This is a genomic window from Mesorhizobium sp. M0587 (assembly GCF_040320945.1).
GTDB lineage: Bacteria > Pseudomonadota > Alphaproteobacteria > Rhizobiales > Rhizobiaceae > Mesorhizobium.
In genome coordinates this window covers 1-19,907 of record NZ_JAMYQP010000039.1, presented here as the reverse complement: position 1 = coordinate 19,907, position 19,907 = coordinate 1, and the positions used below count along the sequence as shown (strand labels likewise).

At 59.1% G+C, this 19,907-nt stretch carries 17 protein-coding genes and 1 pseudogene; 8 read left to right on the top strand and 10 right to left on the bottom strand.

Annotated features, from left to right (window positions below; genetic code table 11):
* Positions 1 to 72: 72 nt before the first annotated feature.
* Complete coding sequence (locus tag NKI49_RS27080) at positions 73 to 1,002, bottom strand: sugar ABC transporter substrate-binding protein (protein WP_352601488.1); 930 nt, start codon at positions 1,000 to 1,002, stop codon at positions 73 to 75.
* A 464-nt stretch (positions 1,003 to 1,466) separates the two neighbouring features.
* Here NKI49_RS27080 and NKI49_RS27075 point away from each other — a divergent pair, with 464 nt between their 5' ends.
* The 6 genes from NKI49_RS27075 (at position 1,467) to NKI49_RS27050 (ending at position 8,901) form a co-directional block, all read left to right on the top strand.
* Complete coding sequence (locus NKI49_RS27075; protein ID WP_352601486.1) at positions 1,467 to 2,582, top strand: LacI family DNA-binding transcriptional regulator; 1,116 nt, start codon at positions 1,467 to 1,469, stop codon at positions 2,580 to 2,582.
* 82 nt (positions 2,583 to 2,664) lie between these two features.
* Positions 2,665 to 4,767, top strand: a complete 2,103-nt coding sequence (locus NKI49_RS27070) for a hydantoinase/oxoprolinase family protein (protein ID WP_352601387.1) — start codon at positions 2,665 to 2,667, stop codon at positions 4,765 to 4,767.
* A 14-nt stretch (positions 4,768 to 4,781) separates the two neighbouring features.
* Positions 4,782 to 6,596, top strand: coding sequence for a hydantoinase B/oxoprolinase family protein (locus NKI49_RS27065; protein WP_352601385.1), 1,815 nt, complete (start codon positions 4,782 to 4,784; stop codon positions 6,594 to 6,596).
* Positions 6,597 to 6,670: 74 nt separating this feature from the next.
* On the top strand, positions 6,671 to 7,579 hold the full coding sequence (locus tag NKI49_RS27060) for an aminotransferase class IV (protein WP_352601383.1): 909 nt from the start codon (positions 6,671 to 6,673) through the stop codon (positions 7,577 to 7,579).
* An 18-nt stretch (positions 7,580 to 7,597) separates the two neighbouring features.
* Positions 7,598 to 8,362: an SDR family oxidoreductase gene (locus NKI49_RS27055; RefSeq protein ID WP_352601484.1), complete on the top strand. Its 765-nt coding sequence runs from the start codon at positions 7,598 to 7,600 to the stop codon at positions 8,360 to 8,362.
* A gap of 230 nt (positions 8,363 to 8,592) precedes the next feature.
* Positions 8,593 to 8,901: a hypothetical protein gene (locus NKI49_RS27050; RefSeq protein ID WP_352601380.1), complete on the top strand. Its 309-nt coding sequence runs from the start codon at positions 8,593 to 8,595 to the stop codon at positions 8,899 to 8,901.
* Between the two features lie 105 nt (positions 8,902 to 9,006).
* Here NKI49_RS27050 and NKI49_RS27045 read toward each other — a convergent pair whose 3' ends face one another.
* From NKI49_RS27045 to NKI49_RS27025, 5 genes are all read right to left on the bottom strand, one after another.
* Positions 9,007 to 9,951 (bottom strand): alpha/beta fold hydrolase, encoded by a 945-nt coding sequence (locus tag NKI49_RS27045; protein ID WP_352601482.1) that lies wholly within the window; start codon positions 9,949 to 9,951, stop codon positions 9,007 to 9,009.
* A gap of 189 nt (positions 9,952 to 10,140) precedes the next feature.
* Positions 10,141 to 10,578 carry a VOC family protein gene (locus NKI49_RS27040; RefSeq protein WP_352601378.1) on the bottom strand — a complete coding sequence of 146 codons (438 nt, stop codon included), beginning with the start codon at positions 10,576 to 10,578 and terminating at the stop codon, positions 10,141 to 10,143.
* Positions 10,579 to 10,683: 105 nt separating this feature from the next.
* Complete coding sequence (locus NKI49_RS27035) at positions 10,684 to 11,628, bottom strand: Dyp-type peroxidase (RefSeq protein ID WP_352601376.1); 945 nt, start codon at positions 11,626 to 11,628, stop codon at positions 10,684 to 10,686.
* Positions 11,629 to 11,760: 132 nt separating this feature from the next.
* Positions 11,761 to 12,819: an alpha/beta fold hydrolase gene (locus NKI49_RS27030; RefSeq protein WP_352601374.1), complete on the bottom strand. Its 1,059-nt coding sequence runs from the start codon at positions 12,817 to 12,819 to the stop codon at positions 11,761 to 11,763.
* 338 nt (positions 12,820 to 13,157) lie between these two features.
* Complete coding sequence (locus tag NKI49_RS27025) at positions 13,158 to 13,742, bottom strand: glutathione binding-like protein (protein WP_352601372.1); 585 nt, start codon at positions 13,740 to 13,742, stop codon at positions 13,158 to 13,160.
* Positions 13,743 to 14,601: 859 nt separating this feature from the next.
* On the opposite strand from NKI49_RS27025, the pseudogene NKI49_RS27020 reads away from it, so the two are divergent.
* Together NKI49_RS27020 and NKI49_RS27015 are read left to right on the top strand one after the other, a co-directional pair.
* Positions 14,602 to 15,787 (top strand): annotated as a pseudogene (locus NKI49_RS27020) (ABC transporter ATP-binding protein/permease); the annotation flags it as partial.
* 349 nt (positions 15,788 to 16,136) lie between these two features.
* Positions 16,137 to 16,499: an SPW repeat protein gene (locus NKI49_RS27015; RefSeq protein WP_352601480.1), complete on the top strand. Its 363-nt coding sequence runs from the start codon at positions 16,137 to 16,139 to the stop codon at positions 16,497 to 16,499.
* Positions 16,500 to 17,668: 1,169 nt separating this feature from the next.
* Here NKI49_RS27015 and NKI49_RS27010 read toward each other — a convergent pair.
* The 4 genes from NKI49_RS27010 to NKI49_RS26995 all read right to left on the bottom strand — a co-directional run bounded on the left by NKI49_RS27010 (position 17,669) and on the right by NKI49_RS26995 (position 19,655).
* The gene (locus tag NKI49_RS27010) at positions 17,669 to 17,857 is read right to left on the bottom strand and encodes a hypothetical protein (RefSeq protein WP_352601370.1); all 189 of its coding nucleotides are present in this window, start codon (positions 17,855 to 17,857) and stop codon (positions 17,669 to 17,671) included.
* 35 nt (positions 17,858 to 17,892) lie between these two features.
* On the bottom strand, positions 17,893 to 18,303 hold the full coding sequence (locus NKI49_RS27005) for a cupin domain-containing protein (protein WP_352601368.1): 411 nt from the start codon (positions 18,301 to 18,303) through the stop codon (positions 17,893 to 17,895).
* 176 nt (positions 18,304 to 18,479) lie between these two features.
* Entirely contained in the window at positions 18,480 to 18,776 is a 297-nt protein-coding gene (locus NKI49_RS27000; RefSeq protein ID WP_352601366.1) for a hypothetical protein, read from the bottom strand.
* 120 nt (positions 18,777 to 18,896) lie between these two features.
* A complete protein-coding gene (locus NKI49_RS26995) occupies positions 18,897 to 19,655 on the bottom strand; it encodes an SDR family oxidoreductase (RefSeq protein ID WP_352601364.1) in 759 nt (252 codons plus the stop codon).
* Positions 19,656 to 19,907: the final 252 nt, after the last annotated feature.

Here is a 19,907-nt window from a genome sequence, read left to right as displayed (position 1 = left end):
GAAGTCGTCCCAAATCCAGATCGAACGAAACAGTCCGCGCGCCGATCGAGAACCGGCGCGCGGTGCTGGCGGTCAGTTCCTTTTCAGGTACTTGTTCATATTGTCCTTGGTGACGAGTTCGAGCGACGTGAAGACCTTCTTGTCGGTCTTCTCGCCTCGCGCCAACTTCAGAACTGTGTCGAGCGCGCCTTTTCCCTGGCTGATGGCATCCTGGAAAACGGTCACCTTGAGGTCGCCTGACTTCATAGCGGTCAAGGCGTCCTGCGTCGCATCGATGCCGGCGACGACGTAATCGCCGGTTGACCCGCCGCTTGCCTTGATGGCCTGAAGCGCACCCAGTGCCATCTCGTCGTTGTTTGCGATGACAGCGTTGAAGTTCAGGCCTGCCGACAGCCAGTTTGTGGTCAAGTCGAGTGCCTGCGTGCGCGACCAGGTCGCCGTCTGCTCTTCAACGATTTCGATACCCTTGCATTCGTCGGACTTGAAGACCTCGTGCACCGCCTCGGTGCGACCGCGCGCAACCAGGGTTCCGAGCTCGCCCATCAGAATCACGGCCTTGCCCTTGCCGCCCAGCAAGCGACAGACCTCGCGCGCCTCAAGGCTGCCTGCCTGAATCTGGTCGGACCCGACGAAAGCCTGCTTTTCCGGCAGTTGGTCGACATTGGAAGGCTGATTGTTGGCGAAGACCAGAGGAATTCCGGCCTTGTCGGCGATCTTGGACATTGCGACCCCGGCATCGGCCTCTACCGGAATGACGATCATGCCATCGACCTTGGCGGCAATGAAATTATCGATCTGGCTTTGCTGCCTGGCGATGTCGCCCTGCGCATCCTCGATCAACAACGTCACGTTCCCAAGGTCCTTGCCGTGCGCTTCCAGGCCGCTGCGAAGAATCGCAAGAAAATTGTCGTCGAACCGCTGCATGCTGAAGCCGATCGTTTCGGCCTGAGCTGGGACGCCGAGCAGGGTTAGACATGCGGCGGCCAGCAAAATCCTTTTCATGTTCCGTCTCCGTCGGTTTTTTGATGATGGAAAGCTTTGTCTTTGCCGACTCCGCCCCGGTACCCGGCGGACAAACAGCGGCATCGCAAAAAGTCGATCATGCGAGTTTCAGGCGCGGCGCTTCTCGGTGCGAGACATGTTCAGCGCCGTTAGGCCTGCTGCGAAGCTCTCTGGCTTGCCTACAGTAGGTAAAACGATACACTCGATTTCCCACCTGTCAACTCCCATTGTCGCGTTTGCCCTCGCGCCAGAGTCGGGCTATTCCGCCAAACTGCGGTACAGGTGGTATCGCTGGTGAACAGCCTCAAATCGGCGAGCGATTGACAGGGAGGATTTTTAGTGTACCGTTTTACCACATTGATTGACCGCACAACGACGGAACCGGACTCGCGACCATTGAGGTTTTGTTCTCCTGCGGGAGTTGTAGAATGAGGGTCTCTGGGACCTTGGGAGATTTGAACGACATGCCGCCGAAGAGTGGATCGCCCACCGATGCTGCGGACCGCGCCACCATTCAGGATGTCGCGAAAGCGGCGAGCGTATCCGTGAGCAGCGTCTCGAATTACATGAACAATCGATTCCACCGACTCGGGACGGAGACCAGGACGCGCATTGCGACGGCAATCGCCGAGCTCGATTTTCGGCCGAACCAGGCAGCGCGCCAGCTAAAGACCGGCAAGGCCCGGGTAATCGCGCTTGTCGTGCCCAGCATCGTCAATCCCTTCAACGGGCAGATGGTGTTTTCGATAGAACAGGCCGCGGTGAAGGCGGGGTACCGGGTCCACTTGTGCAACACCATGCGCGATCCGAAGCTTGAGAAGGAGTTTCTGGACAATCTGGCCGCCGTAGGCGTTGCCGACCTCATCACGATCGCGCCCCTGAACACCAGGCGGGGCTACTACTCGGCGTGGAGCGACCTTTCGATTGTTGCCGTGGATGCCAACAGGCTCGATTTGAAGCTTGCTCGGCTCGATACGGTCAATCTCGATCATGAGGCGGCAATCGGGATGGCTGTGGAGCATCTGTTTGCTCTCGGTCATCGGCGGATAGCCTATGTGACCGATCCCCTCATCACGCATAGTCGGGTGATGCGGTTGTCCGGTTTCAAGAAAGCAATGAAGGACCACGAGCTCGATGACAGCCAGGCTGTCGTGCTCGAGCGCCACCAGAGTGCACTTGATATCGCAGACGCTCAGATGGTCGAGGTGGGTCGTGATGCCGCTTCAGATGTGGCTGCGCTATCGCCTAGGCCCACGGCCATTATCGCGTTCAACGACATGATTGCGCTGGGGTTGCTGGCGACTTTCCGTTCCGCTGGCATTGCGGTTCCAACGGACATGTCGATTATTGGCGTGGACGATGCCTGGATCAGCCAGCTCTCGTTTCCTGCACTGACGACCATACGTCAGCCTATAGAGGCGATGGCCAGCGCTGCCGTCGAGCGTGTTCTCAAACCGAATGCGGCGCCAGCCAACGCCGGCTCCGACACCATCTTTCTGCCTGAACTCGTCATTCGAGACACATGCGCAAAGCCACAGGAAGACGCTGCCACGCGTGTCCGGAAGCGACACTTGGAATAACAGTCCCACACAGCGCCTTTCTTCCAACAACCCAGAATATCCGGCCGGATACATCCGCGCTGGCACGAAAGAGGCTTGCCCTATGGATACCCACGCCACCCGTATCAAACCAAGCGCAAATCATATCAGGATGGCGTGCGACACAGGTGGTACTTTCACCGACCTTGTCGTTGAAGATGGCAACGAGATCAGGCTGTTCAAAGCGTCGACGACACCTGACGACCCGGTGTGTGGCGTTCTCGATGCTTTGGATCTCGCGGCCAGGCACTATGGACTGGAACTCGGCAATTTCCTGAGCCGCGGCACCATGTTCGTGCACGGCACCACCCGGGCCATCAATGCGATCATCACCGGCAAGACGGCGAAAACAGCCTTCATCACGACCAGAGGTCATCGTGACGTCCTGGTCATGCGCGAGGGCGGGCGCATCGAGCCGTTCAACTTCACGGTCGCTTACCCTGAGCCCTATGTGCCTCGGCGATATACATTCGAAGTGAATGAGCGTGTCGATGCTCGCGGCAATGTCGTCGAGGATTTGAACGAAGCCGACTTCATCGCGACAATCAAAAAGCTGCGGGCTCTGAAAATTGAAGCAGTTGGCGTTTGCCTTCTGTGGTCCGTCGTCAACCCGGCTCACGAGCGACGTATCGGAGAACTTCTGAACGAGCATCTGCCGACTGTCCCATACACGCTCTCGCACCAGCTCAATCCAACCCTGCGCGAATACCGTCGAGCTTCCGCGACCGTCATTGACGCATCGCTGAAACCGCTGATGTTCAAGTATCTGGATGGCTTGACAAACAGGCTGCAGGACGCCGGTTTCAACGGCCGCACACTGATGGTTACCTCAGCTGGCGGCATCATGGATGCGTCGGCAGTAGCACGCGCTCCGATTCACTCGATCAATTCGGGGCCCGCGATGGCGCCCGTCGCCGGCCGTTACTACGCAGAGCGCGATTTTGGCAACGCCATCGCGATTGTCGCGGACACGGGTGGAACTACCTTTGATGTCAGCCTGGTGCGTGACGGGCGCATCCCCTGGAGTCGCGAAACGTGGATTGGCCAGCGCACGCGCGGCCATATGACCGGCTTTCCATCTGTGGACATCAAGAGCATCGGCGCCGGAGGCGGCTCGATCGCATGGGTCGACAATGGCGGAATTCTGCAGGTCGGTCCGCAGAGCGCGGGCTCGACCCCGGGGCCTGTCGCTTACGGCCGCGGAGGAACCGAGCCCACCGTCACGGATTGCGCCTTGATCCTGGGCTATATCGATCCGGACTTCTTCCTGGGCGGGGCCATGGTCCTCGACCGTGACGAGGCGACCCAGCAATTGCGCCTGAAAGTCGCCGAACCGCTCGGCATCAAAGTTGAGGAAGCCGCTGCAGCTGTGTTGAGGCTTTCAACCGAAAAGATGGTCGGAGCGATCGAGGAGATCACGATCAACCAGGGCATTGATCCCACCTCGGCCGTGATGATCGGCGGCGGCGGCGCCGCCGGACTGAATGCAGTCGCAGTTGCCAGGCGCCTTCAATGCGCTGGAGTGCTGATCCCCGAAGCAGGTGCTGTGATGAGCGCGGCCGGGGCCCTAATGTCGGAGCTTTCCTCGGACTATGCGCAACTGCAGTTCACAACAAGCGACAGATTTGCGGGCGACAAGATCAACGAGGTTCTGGCAGAGCTGAGGAAGCGATGCGTTGAGTTCGCGGAAGGGCCCGGCGCCGGAGCTCTCGACTGCGAAATCGAGTATTCCGTAGAGGCGCGGTATCCGCATCAGATCTGGGAAATCGACGTTCCTCTCCCGCTTGATCAGGTGACGAGCGAAGGCGATTTGAAGCAGGTCACGGATGCCTTCCATGACACCCACCAGCGTATTTTCGAGATCAGCGACCGCAATTCCAATGTCGAATTCGTGACATGGCGCGCCAAGGTTAGATGCAGATTGACCGATCGGGCCACCGGCACTCTCCCTCCTGAAGGCGATTTTGCCGGCGGTCGCGCAAGGCGACCGGTCTACTTCTCTGAACTCGGCTGGAACGACGTCTCGGTTCACCGCTACGAAGCCATGCAGCCGGGCGAACCAGTTGCCGGCCCCGCCATCATCGAATCATCGTTCACGACCGTCGTGGTCGATCCGGGCACAATCGCAGAACGCACGGCCAGCGGTGGCCTGCGTGTGACATTCTAAGGAGGCGCCTACCCATGTCTGAGCAGATTTTAAAGAAGGCGCCGGACGGCGTTCAGATGGCGATGATTTCCAGCCGTATGGAAACCATCGCCCGCAAGATGCAGAACACTCTTTTCCGAACGGCCCGGTCCGGGATCCTCAACACGGCCCATGATTTCTCATGTGTTGTTCTGACTGCTGATTGCAAGCTGCTGGCGGCGGCGGAGAGCTTGCCGAACCACACGCTCATAGGCCCTGACTTGATGTGCCAGGCGGTCGTCAAACACCATCCGGTGCTCAAGCGTGGCGACTGCTTCCTCCACAATAGCCCTTATGAGGGAAATTCCCACGCGGCCGATCACTGCATGATCGTCCCGGTCATCGACGATGAAGGCATCCTGCGCTTCTTCGTGCTGGCTAAGGCACATCAGGCGGACTGCGGCAATTCCCGTCCTTCCAGCTATCTCGCCGATGTGAAGGATTTGTACGAAGAAGGCGCCCTGATCTTTTCGGCGACGAAGATTCAGGCAGACTACGAGACCAACCACGACATCGTGCGCATGTGCCAGGCCCGTATTCGGGTCCCGGACCAGTGGTGGGGTGATTTTCTCGCGAGCCTAGGATCAGTCCGCATCGGAGAGCGCGAACTGCTCAACCTCGGCCGCGAGATCGGCTGGCATATGCTCGACGGCTACGCCGCCCGCTGGTTCGACTATTCCGAACAAAAAATGATCGAGGCAATTGGGAGATTGTCTTCGGGACGCGTCGTTCTGGAATCCGCTCACGACCCCTTCCCCGGCATCCCGGACGGCATTCCCGTCAAAGTGGACGTTGAGGTCGACACGGCCCGGGCCAGGATCATCGTCGATCTGCGCGACAATCCCGATTGCCAGCCGTGTGGTCTCAATCTTACGGAAGCTACTGCCAAAAGCGCTGCGATGATCGGCATTTTCAACGGCATCCTCGATCATCATGTCACCGCCAATGCGGGCAGCTTTCGGCGCATTGAGATTCGGGTTCGCGAAAACTGCTGCGTCGGCATTCCGAGGCACCCGGCCTCGTGCTCGGTGGCGACGACCAATCTCGCCGACCACGTCACCAATCCGGTGCAGCGCGCGATAGCGGAGCTTTCGCCCGGCTTTGGGCAAGCAGCGACCGGCCCGATCCAGCCTCCAGGAATGGGTGTCATCTCCGGGCGCGATCCCTACAACAATGACGAGCCCTTCATCAATCAAGTTCACATCGGCATTAGCGGCGGCGCCGGCACGCCGGTCACCGACGGCTTTCTGACCATGATCCATGCCGGCAACGCGGGCATGTGCCATATCGACAGTGTCGAGGTCGATGAGCTCCACCATCCAATCATCGTCTACGATCGCCATATTCTCGACGACAGCGAGGGATCTGGCACGTTCCGCGGCGCGCCGTCGGTCTACAGTGAGTACGGCCCGTGGGGCGGAAACTCCTTGACGGTCCTCTATACCGCCGATGGTACCATCACGCCTGCCGCAGGCGCTCGCGGCGGTGGCCCCGGCGGTCTGTCCAGGGCGGCAATGCGCAAGGCCGATGGTTCGGTCGTCGATCTTCCCCCCTGCTACGGGGTCACTCTGCAGCCGGGTGAGCACATGGTCTCTCACTCCGCAGGCGGCGGTGGATATGGTTCTCCGCGGGAACGCGATCCCGCGCGCGTGGTGCACGATATTGCCGAAGGGTGGATCAGCGTGCAGCGCGCACGAGACATCTACGGAGTAGCCGTCAAGGGATCTCCCGAAGACGACAATCTTGAATTGGACATCGTCCAGACACGCATCCTACGCGCCGGCCGGAGCGAACTCGCGGTGGCCGTTTAGCCCGGCCGACCCCCGGGTGTTTCTTGTCAGGCTGCCCGACAACGGGCACGATTTTCAGGTCAAGGAGAACTACGATGACAGACGTCGATTGGTCCGCTGGCGCGGCCTACATTGATGGTGAATTCATGCCTCTCAAGGATGCCAAGCTCGGTATCACCGAATGGGGCTACCGCCGATCGGACGTTACCTACGATGTCGCGGGCGTCTACTACGGCGCATTCTTCCGGCTTGACGACCATGTCAAACGCTTTCGCACCTCGATGACGAAGTTGCGGATGAACCCGAAGGAAAGCGACGAAGAGATCAAGAATATTCTCATCGAACTGGTGCGGCGCACGGGCTTGCGCGAGGCCTACGTGGCGATGGACTGTGTGCGCTCCCGCCCCCCGCGCGGCGTGCCGCTTCATCCCATAAACGGCCGCAGCTATTTGATTTGCCATGTCATGCCTTGGGTGTGGGTGTTCACGCCCGAGCAGCAGCAGCGCGGCGTGCACGCCATGATCGCGTCCCCTCAACGGATTGCGCCGGAGTCACTCGACCCGACGATCAAGAATTTCCACTGGGGCGACCTGACGCGCGGGAATTTCGAGGCGCACGATCAAGGCGCCGAAACCTGCGTCTTGCTCGATCGCGATGGAAACGTGACGGAAGGACCGGGGTTCAATGTCTTCGCCGTCAAAGATGGCAAGGTCATCACGCCGAAACGCGGTGCGCTCGAAGGCATCACTCGGAGAACAGTCCTGGAACTCTGCGACGAGTTTGGAATTCGCTGTGAGGTCCGGGATATTTCCCGCGACGAATTCGAAGCCGCCGACGAAATCTTCTTCTCGACAACCGCTGGCGGCATTATGCCGGCAAGCCGTCTTGGAACAAGAATCCTGGCGAACGACCGACCGGGTCCGATTTCCGCGCGGCTGAGAACAGCCTTTTGGGAGAAGCGGAAGGACGGCTGGCATGCGACGCCAGTATCTTACGCTTCCTGATCGCAGGGCGAAATGCAGATGCGATCGCTTTTCGACCTCGACGGCAAGATTGCCCTGGTTACGGGCTCGGGCCAGGGCATTGGCCTGGCGCTTGCCCGTGGCCTGGCGGAGTGTGGCGCCCGGGTTGTCCTGAACGGTCGCCGTGAACAGACGTTGAAGGACGCCGCCGCGGATCTGCTCACGGACGGCCTGTCGGTTGAGGCGGCGGCCTTCGACGTCACTGATGCCCTGTCGGCGCGACAGGGGATCGAGCTGATTGAGACCTCGATTGGTTCGATCGACATTCTCATCAACAATGCCGGCATCCAGCATCGATCAGCATTGGAGGATTTCCCGGAAGAGAAATGGGACGATCTTGTTCGAACCAATCTCTCCAGCATTTTCTATGTGAGCAAAGCCGTCGCCAAAGGCATGATGGGCCGCGGGCGCGGAAAGATCATCAACATCGGCTCTGTTCAGAGCGAATTGGCTCGTCCGGCCATCGCGCCCTACACGGCGACAAAAGGGGCGGTTAGAAACCTGACCAGAGGCATGTGTGCGGATTGGGCAAAGCATGGTTTGCAGGTCAATGCCATCGCGCCAGGCTATTTCAAGACGCCGCTCAACGAGGCTCTCGTTCGAGACCCCGACTTCTCCACGTGGCTCGAGCGGCGCACACCGGCCGGTCGGTGGGGCAATGTTGAAGAACTCATCGGGGCTGCAGTGTTTTTCGCCAGTGACGCCTCCTCATTCGTCAACGGCCACACGCTCTACGTGGACGGTGGAATAACAGTGACGGTGTGAACGCTTAGCGATGCCTCATCGCAAGCGTGTCTCCCCTTCGCTTCTCCATCGTCGCGAAAAGTGGACGCGGACTCTCATGCAAGAAAAACACTCTCGCGAAACTCCGCGTGCTACCCTTCGCGAAGGTAAGGTCGTGCTTGTTTTGTTACTCTGGCATCGCCCCAGCGCTGGTCAAAGGTTTTCCTGGCAACGAGCGAAGATAGCCTTCGTAGATATAGCTAGAGAAATCCTTGTCTGAGGCGCTTGTGACGTCGCTGAGCGAGCACGTGCATCCCCCAGTGTTCATCGAATGTCTCGGTGACGTTTCAGTTCTGATCAACTATGTCGGCAGGATGGGTTTGCCACGCCAGCGGACGGACTTTCTCATCCTGATGCCAAACAAGCAGCACGTCGGGTTTGAAGCTGATCACTCGCAGCATTTCAGCCGGGACAGCCCACCGCAAATCGTTGCTTTTTCTGCGAAAGGTTACGCCTTTGGCCCTGTCGGCACATCGGTGACCGAAGTCCAATTCTTCCACTTCGCACCGTCTTCTGATTGAACCCCCCAGCGGCGAGCGTCGCGCGTTCAGGCGCGGAGGCTTGGCGCTGATCATCGCGATCATCCAGGCTCATCCATGATCTCGATCCGGCTTGATGAAGGCTGCTCAGGGCTTATCAACGAAGGCCTGGACGAGTTGAACGGTTGCAGTAGGGTTTTCCTGCATGACCCAGTGACCGGAGTACGGGATCAGCCCGGTGGTTACATCGGAAGCAGCGGCGCGCATGATGTCCGCCATTTGCATGCCGAGACCCTTTTCTGCGCCCAACGCCAGCACGGGCATTGCCAGCTTCCCGTGAGCGACCGCCCATTCCCGGTTATCTTTCGCATCCTGATCGAAGGCACGATATTGCTCGAACACAGAGTGCATTGCGCCAGGGAGCGCATAAAGCGCGGCATAATGGCGTCGCGACTGTTCCGTAAAGTGCGCTGGGTCTGCCGAAAATTCGTTCCAGAAGCGATCGAGATAAATGCGCTCGCGCCCCTTCACGAGCCGCTCCATGTCGGGGCCACCAAAACGGAAATGCCAGGTCGCCGGGTTCTTTGCGATCTCATCCCATGGGCCAACCCCGGGGATCGGCGCATCAATCACTATGAGCTTGGCTACCCGGTCTGGATATTTTTCCGCAAAGGCGAAAGCGACCATGTTGCCAATATCATGCGCAACGACGTCGGATTGCACGATGTTCAGCGTGTCCATCAACTCGGCGATGTCGGTAGCCTGGCTCATCTTGGAGAAGCCGCCTGCCGGCTTCGACGATCGACCCATGCCCCGGAGATCAGGCACGATAACGGTGTGATTTCGGACGAGGCTCGCAGCCAGCGGAGCCCACATATCACCACTTTCGCCAAAGCCGTGGATCAGGATAATCGCAGGTCCGCTGCCGCCGATGCGCGCGTGGATCGTCACGCCATGCGCCTCGATCTCCTCGATGCGAAAGTCGGCCGGATAGGGCAGCTCCTGTGCCTGAGCGGGTGCGGATACCGCGAGCAAAGCAGCCGCCAGGAAGGCGAATTTGAACTTGCTCAAAAGGCGATCGGGCAAGCTTATCTCCTACAGCAGGCCCTTTTTATACGGCGCCGTTGCCCTCCAGGCATCTGTTCCAAGGCAGTGCTTTACCCCCACAATGGTATGTTGCCACCTGGTGAAACGCCCTGGCGACCTGATGCATCGCGTGGCCAAGGGGTGCGGATCCCGTCTTCATGCCGGGACGACTGCACGAGAAAATTACGATCGACGTTAATTGGCGCTACCGCTGGTGAGGTGGAGGATGTTGCCATCCGGATCCTTGAACCAGATCACGCGAAGCGCGCCCCTCACGTGAACTCCGTCGATTACCCGGTCAAAGCCCTCGGGATATTCGTCGAGCGCCACCCCCTTTGCACGCAGGTCCGCGGCGATTATCTCGACTTCGTCGCCTACCGCCCAGATGACGGCATTCGCTCGATTGGTACCGGCGTAATCGCTGAGATAGATATTGAGCTTCGTTGCACCGGCTCCGAAGACGAAGCCGTTGCCGTGGTCGGCGAGAAGCGGCAAGCCGAGGATACTCTCGTAGAAGGCCCTAGCCCGAGCGAGGTTGGCGCACGGCACAATCGCCGACGATGCATGATCCTTGAGCATGTCTGTACCTTTCAAATCAACGGCTATGGGCACCGGAGGGACATCGTCTTTCAACAAAACCCAATCGTTTCCTTAAAGGGTCGTTTGCCCACCATATCTTCGTATGTTCTCAAATTCGGTGGCCGCCCGACGGGCCGGGCCAGCAGTCGAGGTGACCGCTTACTCCGTGGCAACGTTTTCGAGGAATGTCGCCGACGGCACGAAGAACAGAGCGCCGGTGACGGCGCGGCTGAAATCCAGCAGTCGATCGTAGTTGCCTGGCGGCCGGCCAACGAACATGTTCTCCAGCATCTGCTCGATTCTGCGCGGCGAACGGGCGTAGCCGATGAAATACGTGCCGAACTCACCCTTGCCGGCGTCGCCGAACGGCATGTTGTCGCGCACAATCTGCAACTGCTCTCCGTCCTCGACGATCGTGGTCAGCGCATTGTGCGCGAAGATCGGTTTCACGGCATCGTCGAGCTCGATGTCAGAGATCTTTTTTCTGCCGACAATTTCCTCCTGCTGCTCGATGGGAAGCGTGTTCCAGCCTTTCAGATCGTGCAGGTACTTCTGCACGATCACGTAGCTTCCTCCCGCAAAGGAGGGGTCCTCCTCGCCGATGATCGTGGCCTTGACAGCGTCGTGATCCACCGGGTTTTCGGTCCCATCGACGAAACCGATCAGGTCGCGGTCATCAAAGTAATTGAAGCCGTGCACCTCATCCGCCACCAAGACCGCGCCATCGAGCCGCGACATGATCTGTGTCGCCAGCTCGAAGCAAAGATCCATCCGGGCGGCACGGATGTGAAAAAGGATGTCCCCTGGCGTCGAGACGGCGTTATGCCGGCCGTGGATCTCACGAAACGGGTGTAGTTCCGTCGGCCTGGGCGCTCCAAAGAGCCGGTCCCACGCATCAGATCCAAACGCCATGACGCATGACAACCGACCCTCGAGGTCACGGAACCCAACGGCGCGCAGTAGCGTGGAAAGATCGCTGCATAAAGCGCGCACGGTTGCTTCGTGGTCCGGTCCGGAATTGATCGTCACGACGAGAAAAATTGCGGACCGCGTCAGTTGCGCGACGACCGGTTGCGAAACAGCGGATGGCACAGTTGCGTCCACAATATATATCCTTTCGATATGTCACTCTGTACGAGGCAGTCGACGGGCAAGGCGCAGCAAGGCGGAATTGCGATTTTCTCAATACGAGTCGCCGCAGGATCACTTCGCATCAGCCAGGCATCAGCTTGCCTGTCAGTATTCCCCGACATCGATAACAGCCTGGGCGAAGGCCTGTGGGGCTTCCTGCGGTAAGTTATGGCCGATACCGCCAGTGATGATCCGGTGGTCGTATCTGCCTGAAAATTTCTTGGCGTAGGCGCTGCTGTCGGGGTGGGGTGCGCCATTGGCATCACCCTCGAGGGTGATGGTGGGCACGTTGATCAGGGGACTTTCGGCCGACCGTTTTTCCAGACCGTCAAATTCCGGCTCGCCTTGTGCCAGGCCGAGCCTCCAGCGGTAATTGTGGATGACGATGCTGACGTGATCCGGGTTGTCGAGGCACGCTGCACTGCGATCGAACGTGGCGTCATCAAAGTCCCATTTCGGCGAGGCGATCCGCCAGATAAGGTTTGCGAAGTCACGCCGGTATCGTTCGTAGCCCGCCCGCCCGCGTTCCGTGGCGAAATAGTATTGGTACCACCATTGGAGCTCTGCTTTCGGCGGCAACGGCATTCTGTTTGCCGCGAGAGCGCCGATCAGATAGCCGCTGACCGAGACAAGGGCTTTGCAACGCTCAGGCCAGAGCGCCGCGATGATGCAGGCCGTGCGCGCGCCCCAGTCATAGCCGGCCATGGTCGCATGGCTGATCTTCAGCGCATCCATCAATTCGATGACATCGACAGCCAGCACAGACTGCTGGCCGTTGCGGGCCGTCTGGCTGGAGAGAAAGTGTGTCGTGCCATGGCCGCGTGCATACGGAATGATCACGCGATAGCCCGCAATCGCCAGCAACGGAGCGACTTCGACAAAGCTGTGGATGTCGTAGGGCCAGCCATGAAGGAGGATAACCACGGGACCGCCGGGCGGACCCGCCTCAGCGTAACCGACATTCAGGACGCCAGCGTCCGCTTGCCTGAGCACTGCGAAGGAAGCGGCCGTCGACCGCTCTGTCGTTGCTCCATCCAACCCTGAAACAGCTCCTGCATGAGCTGAGCGAACTGTCGTGAACTGAGTAGCCAGACTGATCGCCGCAACGCCGACAAAGGCCCTGCGATATCGATCGATCGCTTTCGGCGGTTCTGCATTTTCCATTGTTGCAACCTCTTTCCAGGCAAGATCGGATGCCCTGCTGTTTGACTTGGCAGTGCCAGGCTGCATGCCCTGGCAATCGTTCAGGACGGCCGGGAGTGAGTGACGCCACCACCTGAAGTTTGACGCCCCTGCCGGGCAACGTAGGAGGCTGCGTCTGTACGTGGGAAGACGATGCGGAGTGGCGCCTCGGCCTCCATTTTTAGAAATTCGGGGCGTAACCCATCGCCGCGCTTGGCAGCGATCAGGTGGAGGTTCTGCAGCAACGCAAGCATGACTGGCTCCTCTGTTGTATGCCTTGGCTCAGGGGCGATAGGACGCGCGACCGGCCAACTTCACAGTTAGACGAGACCCTCACGATCCATCGCGGCGCGCACAGCCGGCCGTGCCGCAATTCGGGTGCGGAGCGCTTCCAAAGGCGCGGGGATAGGAACTTGGAAGCGGGCGGCCCAGAGCAGCATCACGAAAAGGTAGAAATCCGCGACGCTGGGTTTGTCGCCGAACAGATAGTCGGTCTTGAGTTGGTCCGCGAACAGGCCGAGTTGCGTCGTAATCGTCGCGCGCGCTTTGGCCTTTTCAGCATCGCTGCCTTGGTGCCACATGGGCTTGAAGCTTCGGTGTATTTCCGTCGAGACGTAGGTCAGCGCTTCGAGAACGCGCGTGCGGCCCATTGGCCCTTCCACTCCCAGTGCCGGGTATCGCGACGCGATCCAATCGAGGACGGCGATGTTTTCTGTCAGCGTTTCCCCGGTATCCAGCACGAGGGCTGGAACATACCCCTTGCGCGTCACGATGTTGAAATCCTCCCCGGAACCGGTCCGCTTGGTTTTGAGATTGACGGTTTCGCGCTCGAAGGAAGCACCAGCCTCCTCCAAGGCGATGTGGTCGGCCAGGCTGCAGGCGAGAGGGCTGTAGTAGAGTTTCACGGTCTTTCCCTTTCTGAACCCCCGATGACGTTTTGAAAAATTGGCCGTCGTCGGGCGCGGGGCTGCTCATCGCGATGCGCCGGTCATCCTTGCCGGCGGCATCCACGTCGTCGGCATCCAACGTCGCTCCAGAGAACTCGCACTTGGCGGTGGGGATGGCTACGACACCGACAGCTAGGCGTGCCTATGCCGAGGTATGGTCGAGCTGAAACAATTTTTCCGTGGTTGCCGCACGCTCAACGCCGAGCGTCTCAGCTCAAATCAGGAATGGCATCAGGAGGAATCAAAGTCCCCGCCCTCCTGCACATGGCGTGCTCGACAGTCCGACCAGCCCTTCGCTCAGGAGACCATAGATGAAGGTATTGCAAGCGCGTGCCCTTGGCACAATGGCTCACATCTTGCCTTGGTTGGCATATTTCAAGCTGACATGCGGCGCGAAGACCGAAGCATGGATTTTGCGCGAAGAGCCGCCGACGCAATAAAGCAGTTTTTTCCAAAGCCAGGAGTCATCATGATGCCGGAGGTGACCATGGGTCCGGCGCCCATCCGCAGTTGCCTGCGACCGACGCCGTGCATACGGCATCGAGCAAAAAAGCAGACAAGAATGCCGGCATACCGCAGACCGTCCGCAGGCCGATCGGTCCCAAGGAAGAATCTGGCCGGGGCAACTGGGGCCGTTAACCCTGACGGCATTGATTTCAGGACTGGGCAAGGCCTCGGGCTTTCCGCCGTCTCAACCGGCAAACGGCATTCCCAACCCTGGCCAGCACGGTAACCGCGACGAACCCGCTCGCAATCCCGAGTTCGCGGCACGGCTCTGGCGCCGATGTGACCCGCTTCGTAAGCATGGACCTCATGTATGGTTGACCAAGCGGACGACAACTCCGGTGTCAAGATGGCCGCCGTCTCGGTCGAGGCCAGCAGCCTCGGCGACCAATTGGCGACCATCCATCTAGGATTGAAGGCATCGCCGGTCCGCAACTGGCTGCTCTGGACGTCGGTTGGAATCGTGGCAGTCATTGGCGCGACATCGATCGGCCAGGTCGTGCTCAACAGCTGGAACCAGCCCTTCTACGACGCGCTGGCGCGCCGCGACTTGCCGGTTCTCCTATATCAGCTTGTGATCTTTGCCCTTATTGCCGGCAGCCTTCTGGTGCTCGGTATTAGCCAGGCCTGGCTTAACCAGATGATCCGGCTGAAGCTGCGCGAGGCGTTGACGCTCGACCTAATCGACCAATGGATGCACCCGGCGTGGGCGTTGCGATTGACAAATGCCGGTGCTATCGGCGTCAATCCCGATCAGCGCATGCAGCAGGACGCCGCGCATCTTTCCGATCTGTCGACGGACCTCGGGGTCGGGCTGCTGCAGTCGTTCATCCTGCTGGCGTCTTTTATTGAGGTGCTTTGGCGGGTTTCTTCTGGCTTCGTCTTCCACATTGGCGGTTATCCCTTGGCGATACCAGGTTACATGGTGTGGGCGGCGCTGCTTTATGCCGGCATAGCATCGTGGCTGAGTTGGCTGGTGGGGCGCCCGCTGGTCAATCTCGACGGTGATCGTTACACACGGGAAGCGGAACTGCGCTCCTCCATGGTGCGCATCAACGAAAATGTCGATGCCATCGCGCTCTCTCATGGCGAGGCCGACGCTAAGCGACGGCTCGAAAGGGACCTCAGTGCGGTGCTGGCAGCAATGCGGCGCATCTACACCGCCCAGATCAACCTGTCATGGGTGACCAACACTTACGGCTGGATTGGCATCGTGGTCCCAATCCTTATCGCGGCACCTGTGTATTTCTCGGGCCAGATAGGCTTCGGCGGACTGATGATGGCAGTCGGCGCGTTTAACCAGATGAATTCTTCGCTGCGCTGGTTCATCAACAACGTCGGCAGCATCGCCGACTGGCGCGCCACGCTGATGCGTGTTGCCGATTTTCGCATCGCGCTGAATAAGACCGACGTGGTGCACGACATGGAAAAGCCCGTCGAAGTCGGCGACAATGCCGATGGGCCTGACCACCGAGAAACTTGAGACCTGCTGTCCCGAATAGAAGGGCAGGTAGCCTCTTCTCGCCGCTGGACGAGGTTGTCCCCCACTCCCCTCACGGATTGCTTTGAGAGTAAGGACAGACGTCAACTTACACCGTCTGCTAAATGCTATTGGCCGGGCAACGTCTTTGCTCCTCGGAGCGGAGGAATGCCACTTGGCATGTATCCCGGGGATCGCACACCCCTGACGAACTGTGACCGAGCGCATCGATGTCTTCTACAATCATCGCGCCTGAACGCCCTAGACTTTAGCATCGACGAACAGGTGCCTGCGTAGAATTGGCGGGTATCTGGGACTGCCCCATTCTCCGCGTACCGGCCACCTCCGTGGCACGGCTGAAGAAGGAGATGAAAATGAGAAATGATGTACCAAGCAAGAGGTTGGAATGGACCAACCTTATTCTCGGCGCAGGCTTGGCCTGCGCGGCAATCATATTCGTCGGGCTACCTGCTGCGGCTTGGGACGCTGGGGTCGTGGGCGTGCTGATTGTGTGCAGCTCTGCCGTGGCCCTCTACCGCTACGGGGACTGGACGGAATGGTCCAACCTCACCTTGGGTTGCTGGGCGGTGATCGCTCCGTTTCTGCTCGGCTTCGGATCGGCGCAGGGGCCGATGTGGACGCATGTCCTGGTCGGAGTTTGCGTAGCGACAATAGCTGCGGCGCAACTTGTGGCAAGTCGCAGGACGCAAGCTCATTCGAGCTCCAACTAACTCTGTTGCCCGGAGGGCGCCGCGGCGCGGCAACGGGAGGTTTCGGCTTGCCTCCTGTGCCTCGGCGTCTCCAACGCTGCTGCGCGGCTGCAGCGCTCAAACCAGATGGAGCCCTATACTCAGGCTAAGTCTGTCTAAACAAACCTCCATGCCCACATCGTTTGTCGTGTTGCACCGGCCTCAATGCTTCCGTTACGTCAGATATTGAGGAGAAGTTGTCGTTTTCCTCAGCCCCGAATTCGCAGTCTCCGGAGCGATGAAAGGAGATTGCGTTCGATCTTAGCTTTAGAAAGTGACTGTGAAAAAAGGCGCGGTCCGTCTCACACCATTCAACGATTGTCAGCCGCCTCCAACCTATTTCAGTGCCAGTTGAAGATGGCTTCGGCTGCCGGGAAAGCAGTCGCAGAATCGGTAAAAAACGGGGGCGCTTTGCGAACTGAGTAGACGCGGCCACGATGACAGGTCGGCCGGGGAAGCGGATCCAGAGGGTCTCAGATGAAACTAACCTCATTGCGGCAGCGCCGCGCCATGGCCTACCGTGATTAGCGTTGGATGCGTTTTGGTTACGCTTTTAACCCATGAGCCATCTGACCTGTTGGTCGTTGTCGCAATTGTCTGGTCTGCATGGGTTGGAAGGCGGGATTGGGTGCCGTAGCAGCCGCCAGCTTGGTGTCAGCGGCTATCCTGCTGTCGCCCGAATACGTCACAGAGAACGGTCTTGCTCGGTTCGCGGCGTTTGTTTCGGGGCGTTTGCACTTTGGCTGGTGGTAAGAATCTTCGGCACCATCAGCTTCTATGACCGGCTTTACCAGGCCGAGGAAAGGCGCGAGATCATGGATGCCGACGACTTTTCTTGGTGGCGGAGATTTGTCTATCCCGACGATGTCGAGGCGAGCATGGCGCAACGGCGCCACAGCCTAGAGACGGGCGAGCCTATGATCGAAGAAGCGTTTGCGCCGGCTCGATGGCACCTATCAGTGGTTTCGCGATACCGGTGTTGCCTCGCGCGATGACCAGGGGCGAATCGTCGGCTGGCATGGCTATACCGAGGAAATAGACGACCGGCGCAAAGCGGAGACCGTGCTGCTCAGGAGCGAGAGGGAGCTCAGGCTGCTGATCGATACGGTGCCCACGATGATCTGGCTGATGACGCCGGCGGGATTGCCGTACTATTTCAACAAACGGTTCGCAGACTGGGCGGGCATCAGTTGCGCAAGCCGCCGCTCCGTTTCGCCGCATATAACGACAAGGCCAATGCCAGGCTTCGAAAGCGAAAGCGCCGCAGCTTGCACCGCCGAGTTGGCCTCGATCACCATAAGGCGAGCCTTTGTCAGCGCGTTAAGTTGTTCGATGTGCATCAAAGTCCTCCGAGTCGCCCTACCTCCTGTCGACCTCACTTTTCGAATGTCGTCAGGTTTGTGTCGTCCGTATCGACGACGAACACGGCAAGCAATCGAGCAGGCTCGGTGGTGCTGGCATTTCCGCTGACGCCGTGATGATCACCGGGGAACTCGGACCAACTGTCCCCAGTGCGATAGGTGGTCACCGGCCCATTATTGACCTGACTGCGGATCGCGCCTTCCAGAACCGTTGCGAAGATAAAGGCCGACTTCGCGTGAGTATGTGACGGGGAGCTGCCGCCAGGCCCATACTCGACCAGCACGGCACGCATGCTCTTGCCGGGCACATTCGGGAGTTGGTGGTCATAGACCATGGTCACCTTTGCGCCTGAAGAATCGTCTGCCTTGGCCTCGGTTGCAAAAACAGCTGCAAGAGCAGCGGTACAGAGGATGGTCTTAATCATAGTTTGGGTTCCTTGTTTGCGATGAGGTGAAGAAGGGATCGTCGGCCGATGGGAGGGCCGGCCGGCGATCAGGCTCTTGCCGGGGGCAGCGGCGTGAGCCTATGACCTGATGAAGGCGAGCAGATCAGTTGACTATGTCGCGCTGGGTCGTGACATGACGTGCGTGCGGAAAACTCTCAGAGACCTTCAGTGTCCCGCGTTTCAGGATCTTTGCGGCCAAGGCATTGGCTGGAAAGAAGCGGGGGTTGGTCCTCGCGCTGATCGCGCAAAACCAATTTGCCGTTGCTTCTTCGGCCCCGCATTACGGCCGTTCTGTCGGCTTTTGCCATGTAGCGGCCCTCAGTCAATGTTTCGATGAAACGCGACGCCTGCCAGTCTTTTGGCCACGGGCCGGCGACATATTTCTCGTCTTTGTAGACAAAGAAGACAGAGTAGCCGTTTGCGTCCGCTTCCTCTTTTACGCGGTATGTCATTTTATCTGCCTTACACGCTGCTTGAACTTTCGTTCGAAATTGGAAAGCAACTTAATTTGATTGCGCAACGGAGATCGATCTTGATGCCACCGATGCGTCGAGCGGCACGCAAATCACAGATCAGTTCCGCTGGAGCTGGGCGTGTCCGAACCAGTCTTCAAAGTCCGTTGCACCGATGCGCGGATGATCGCCTGGCACGAGGGAGCGATCGTTAAGCTCCGTGCCAAAATAGCGTGCCTGGGGATCCGCTGTTACTTTGCGCGGATCGTTCGTTGCCTTCAGAAATCTAGCAACGAGGTCGCTCATGCGGATCGGCTCTGGGCCTGCAATCTCGATCACGCCATTGACCGGTGGCGAAAGCGCCACATCCGTCATGATGTCCGCGACGTCGTCAGACGCGATTGGTTGAAAATAGGCATTCGGAACTGTCGTGATGTCCCCGACAGTACCCGACTGGGCAATGCCGCTCAGAAATTCGAAAAACTGCGTCGAGTGGACGATCGTGTATGGGATTGCGGAGCCTCGGATCAGTCTTTCCTGAGCCATCTTGGCGCGCATGTAGCCGCTATCAGGCAGACGCTCGGCGCCCACGATCGAACGGGCGATGTGGTGCTTCACGCCGGCGTTTTTTTCTGCTGCGAGCAAGTTCCGGCCAGAGGTCTCGAAGAACTCCAGAACGGCCTTGTCCTCGAAAGAGGGCGAATTCGCCAGGTCGATGACGACCTGCGCTCCCGCAAGCGCTTCGGAGAGACCCTCGCCGGTGATCGTGTTGACGCCGCCGTTAGGTGACGCTGCGAGCACATCATGGCCCTTCTTACGCAGCCTCTCGACTGTCTTCGAGCCGATCAGTCCGGTTCCACCAATAACAACGATCTTCATGACGTATTTCCTCGCCTTCGTGATTCAGGTTCGATTTTCTGATCGAGCGGCCAATTGGCCGGCGCATCGCTTGTCTTCGTTCGAGACAGTGCACCGGGGCTGCCGGTCCAGGCTATCGACCGGAAGCATCTGTCATGCGATGCGAAGGTCTAGGGGCTGTTGAGAATCATCGAGAGTTGATGACGGCAGCGCATGCGTAGATCATCGCGGAGAAGTTGCGATCAGTTTTCTCGCTGCGCATTGCGATGCCTT

What these genes read in the sequence shown, in the direction of transcription:
- NKI49_RS27010 (WP_352601370.1), bottom strand. Translation starts at nt 17,857, where the DNA reads ATGCACATCGAACAACTTAACGCGCTGACAAAGGCTCGCCTTATGGTG.
- NKI49_RS26995 (WP_352601364.1), bottom strand. Translation starts at nt 19,655, where the DNA reads ATGAAGATCGTTGTTATTGGTGGAACCGGACTGATCGGCTCGAAGACA.
- NKI49_RS27060 (WP_352601383.1), top strand. Translation starts at nt 6,671, where the DNA reads ATGACAGACGTCGATTGGTCCGCTGGCGCGGCCTACATTGATGGTGAA.
- NKI49_RS27065 (WP_352601385.1), top strand. Translation starts at nt 4,782, where the DNA reads ATGTCTGAGCAGATTTTAAAGAAGGCGCCGGACGGCGTTCAGATGGCG.
- NKI49_RS27075 (WP_352601486.1), top strand. Translation starts at nt 1,467, where the DNA reads ATGCCGCCGAAGAGTGGATCGCCCACCGATGCTGCGGACCGCGCCACC.
- NKI49_RS27005 (WP_352601368.1), bottom strand. Translation starts at nt 18,303, where the DNA reads ATGATTAAGACCATCCTCTGTACCGCTGCTCTTGCAGCTGTTTTTGCA.
- NKI49_RS27070 (WP_352601387.1), top strand. Translation starts at nt 2,665, where the DNA reads ATGGATACCCACGCCACCCGTATCAAACCAAGCGCAAATCATATCAGG.
- NKI49_RS27000 (WP_352601366.1), bottom strand. Translation starts at nt 18,776, where the DNA reads ATGACATACCGCGTAAAAGAGGAAGCGGACGCAAACGGCTACTCTGTC.
- NKI49_RS27015 (WP_352601480.1), top strand. Translation starts at nt 16,137, where the DNA reads ATGAAAATGAGAAATGATGTACCAAGCAAGAGGTTGGAATGGACCAAC.
- NKI49_RS27080 (WP_352601488.1), bottom strand. Translation starts at nt 1,002, where the DNA reads ATGAAAAGGATTTTGCTGGCCGCCGCATGTCTAACCCTGCTCGGCGTC.
- NKI49_RS27030 (WP_352601374.1), bottom strand. Translation starts at nt 12,819, where the DNA reads ATGGAAAATGCAGAACCGCCGAAAGCGATCGATCGATATCGCAGGGCC.
- NKI49_RS27055 (WP_352601484.1), top strand. Translation starts at nt 7,598, where the DNA reads ATGCGATCGCTTTTCGACCTCGACGGCAAGATTGCCCTGGTTACGGGC.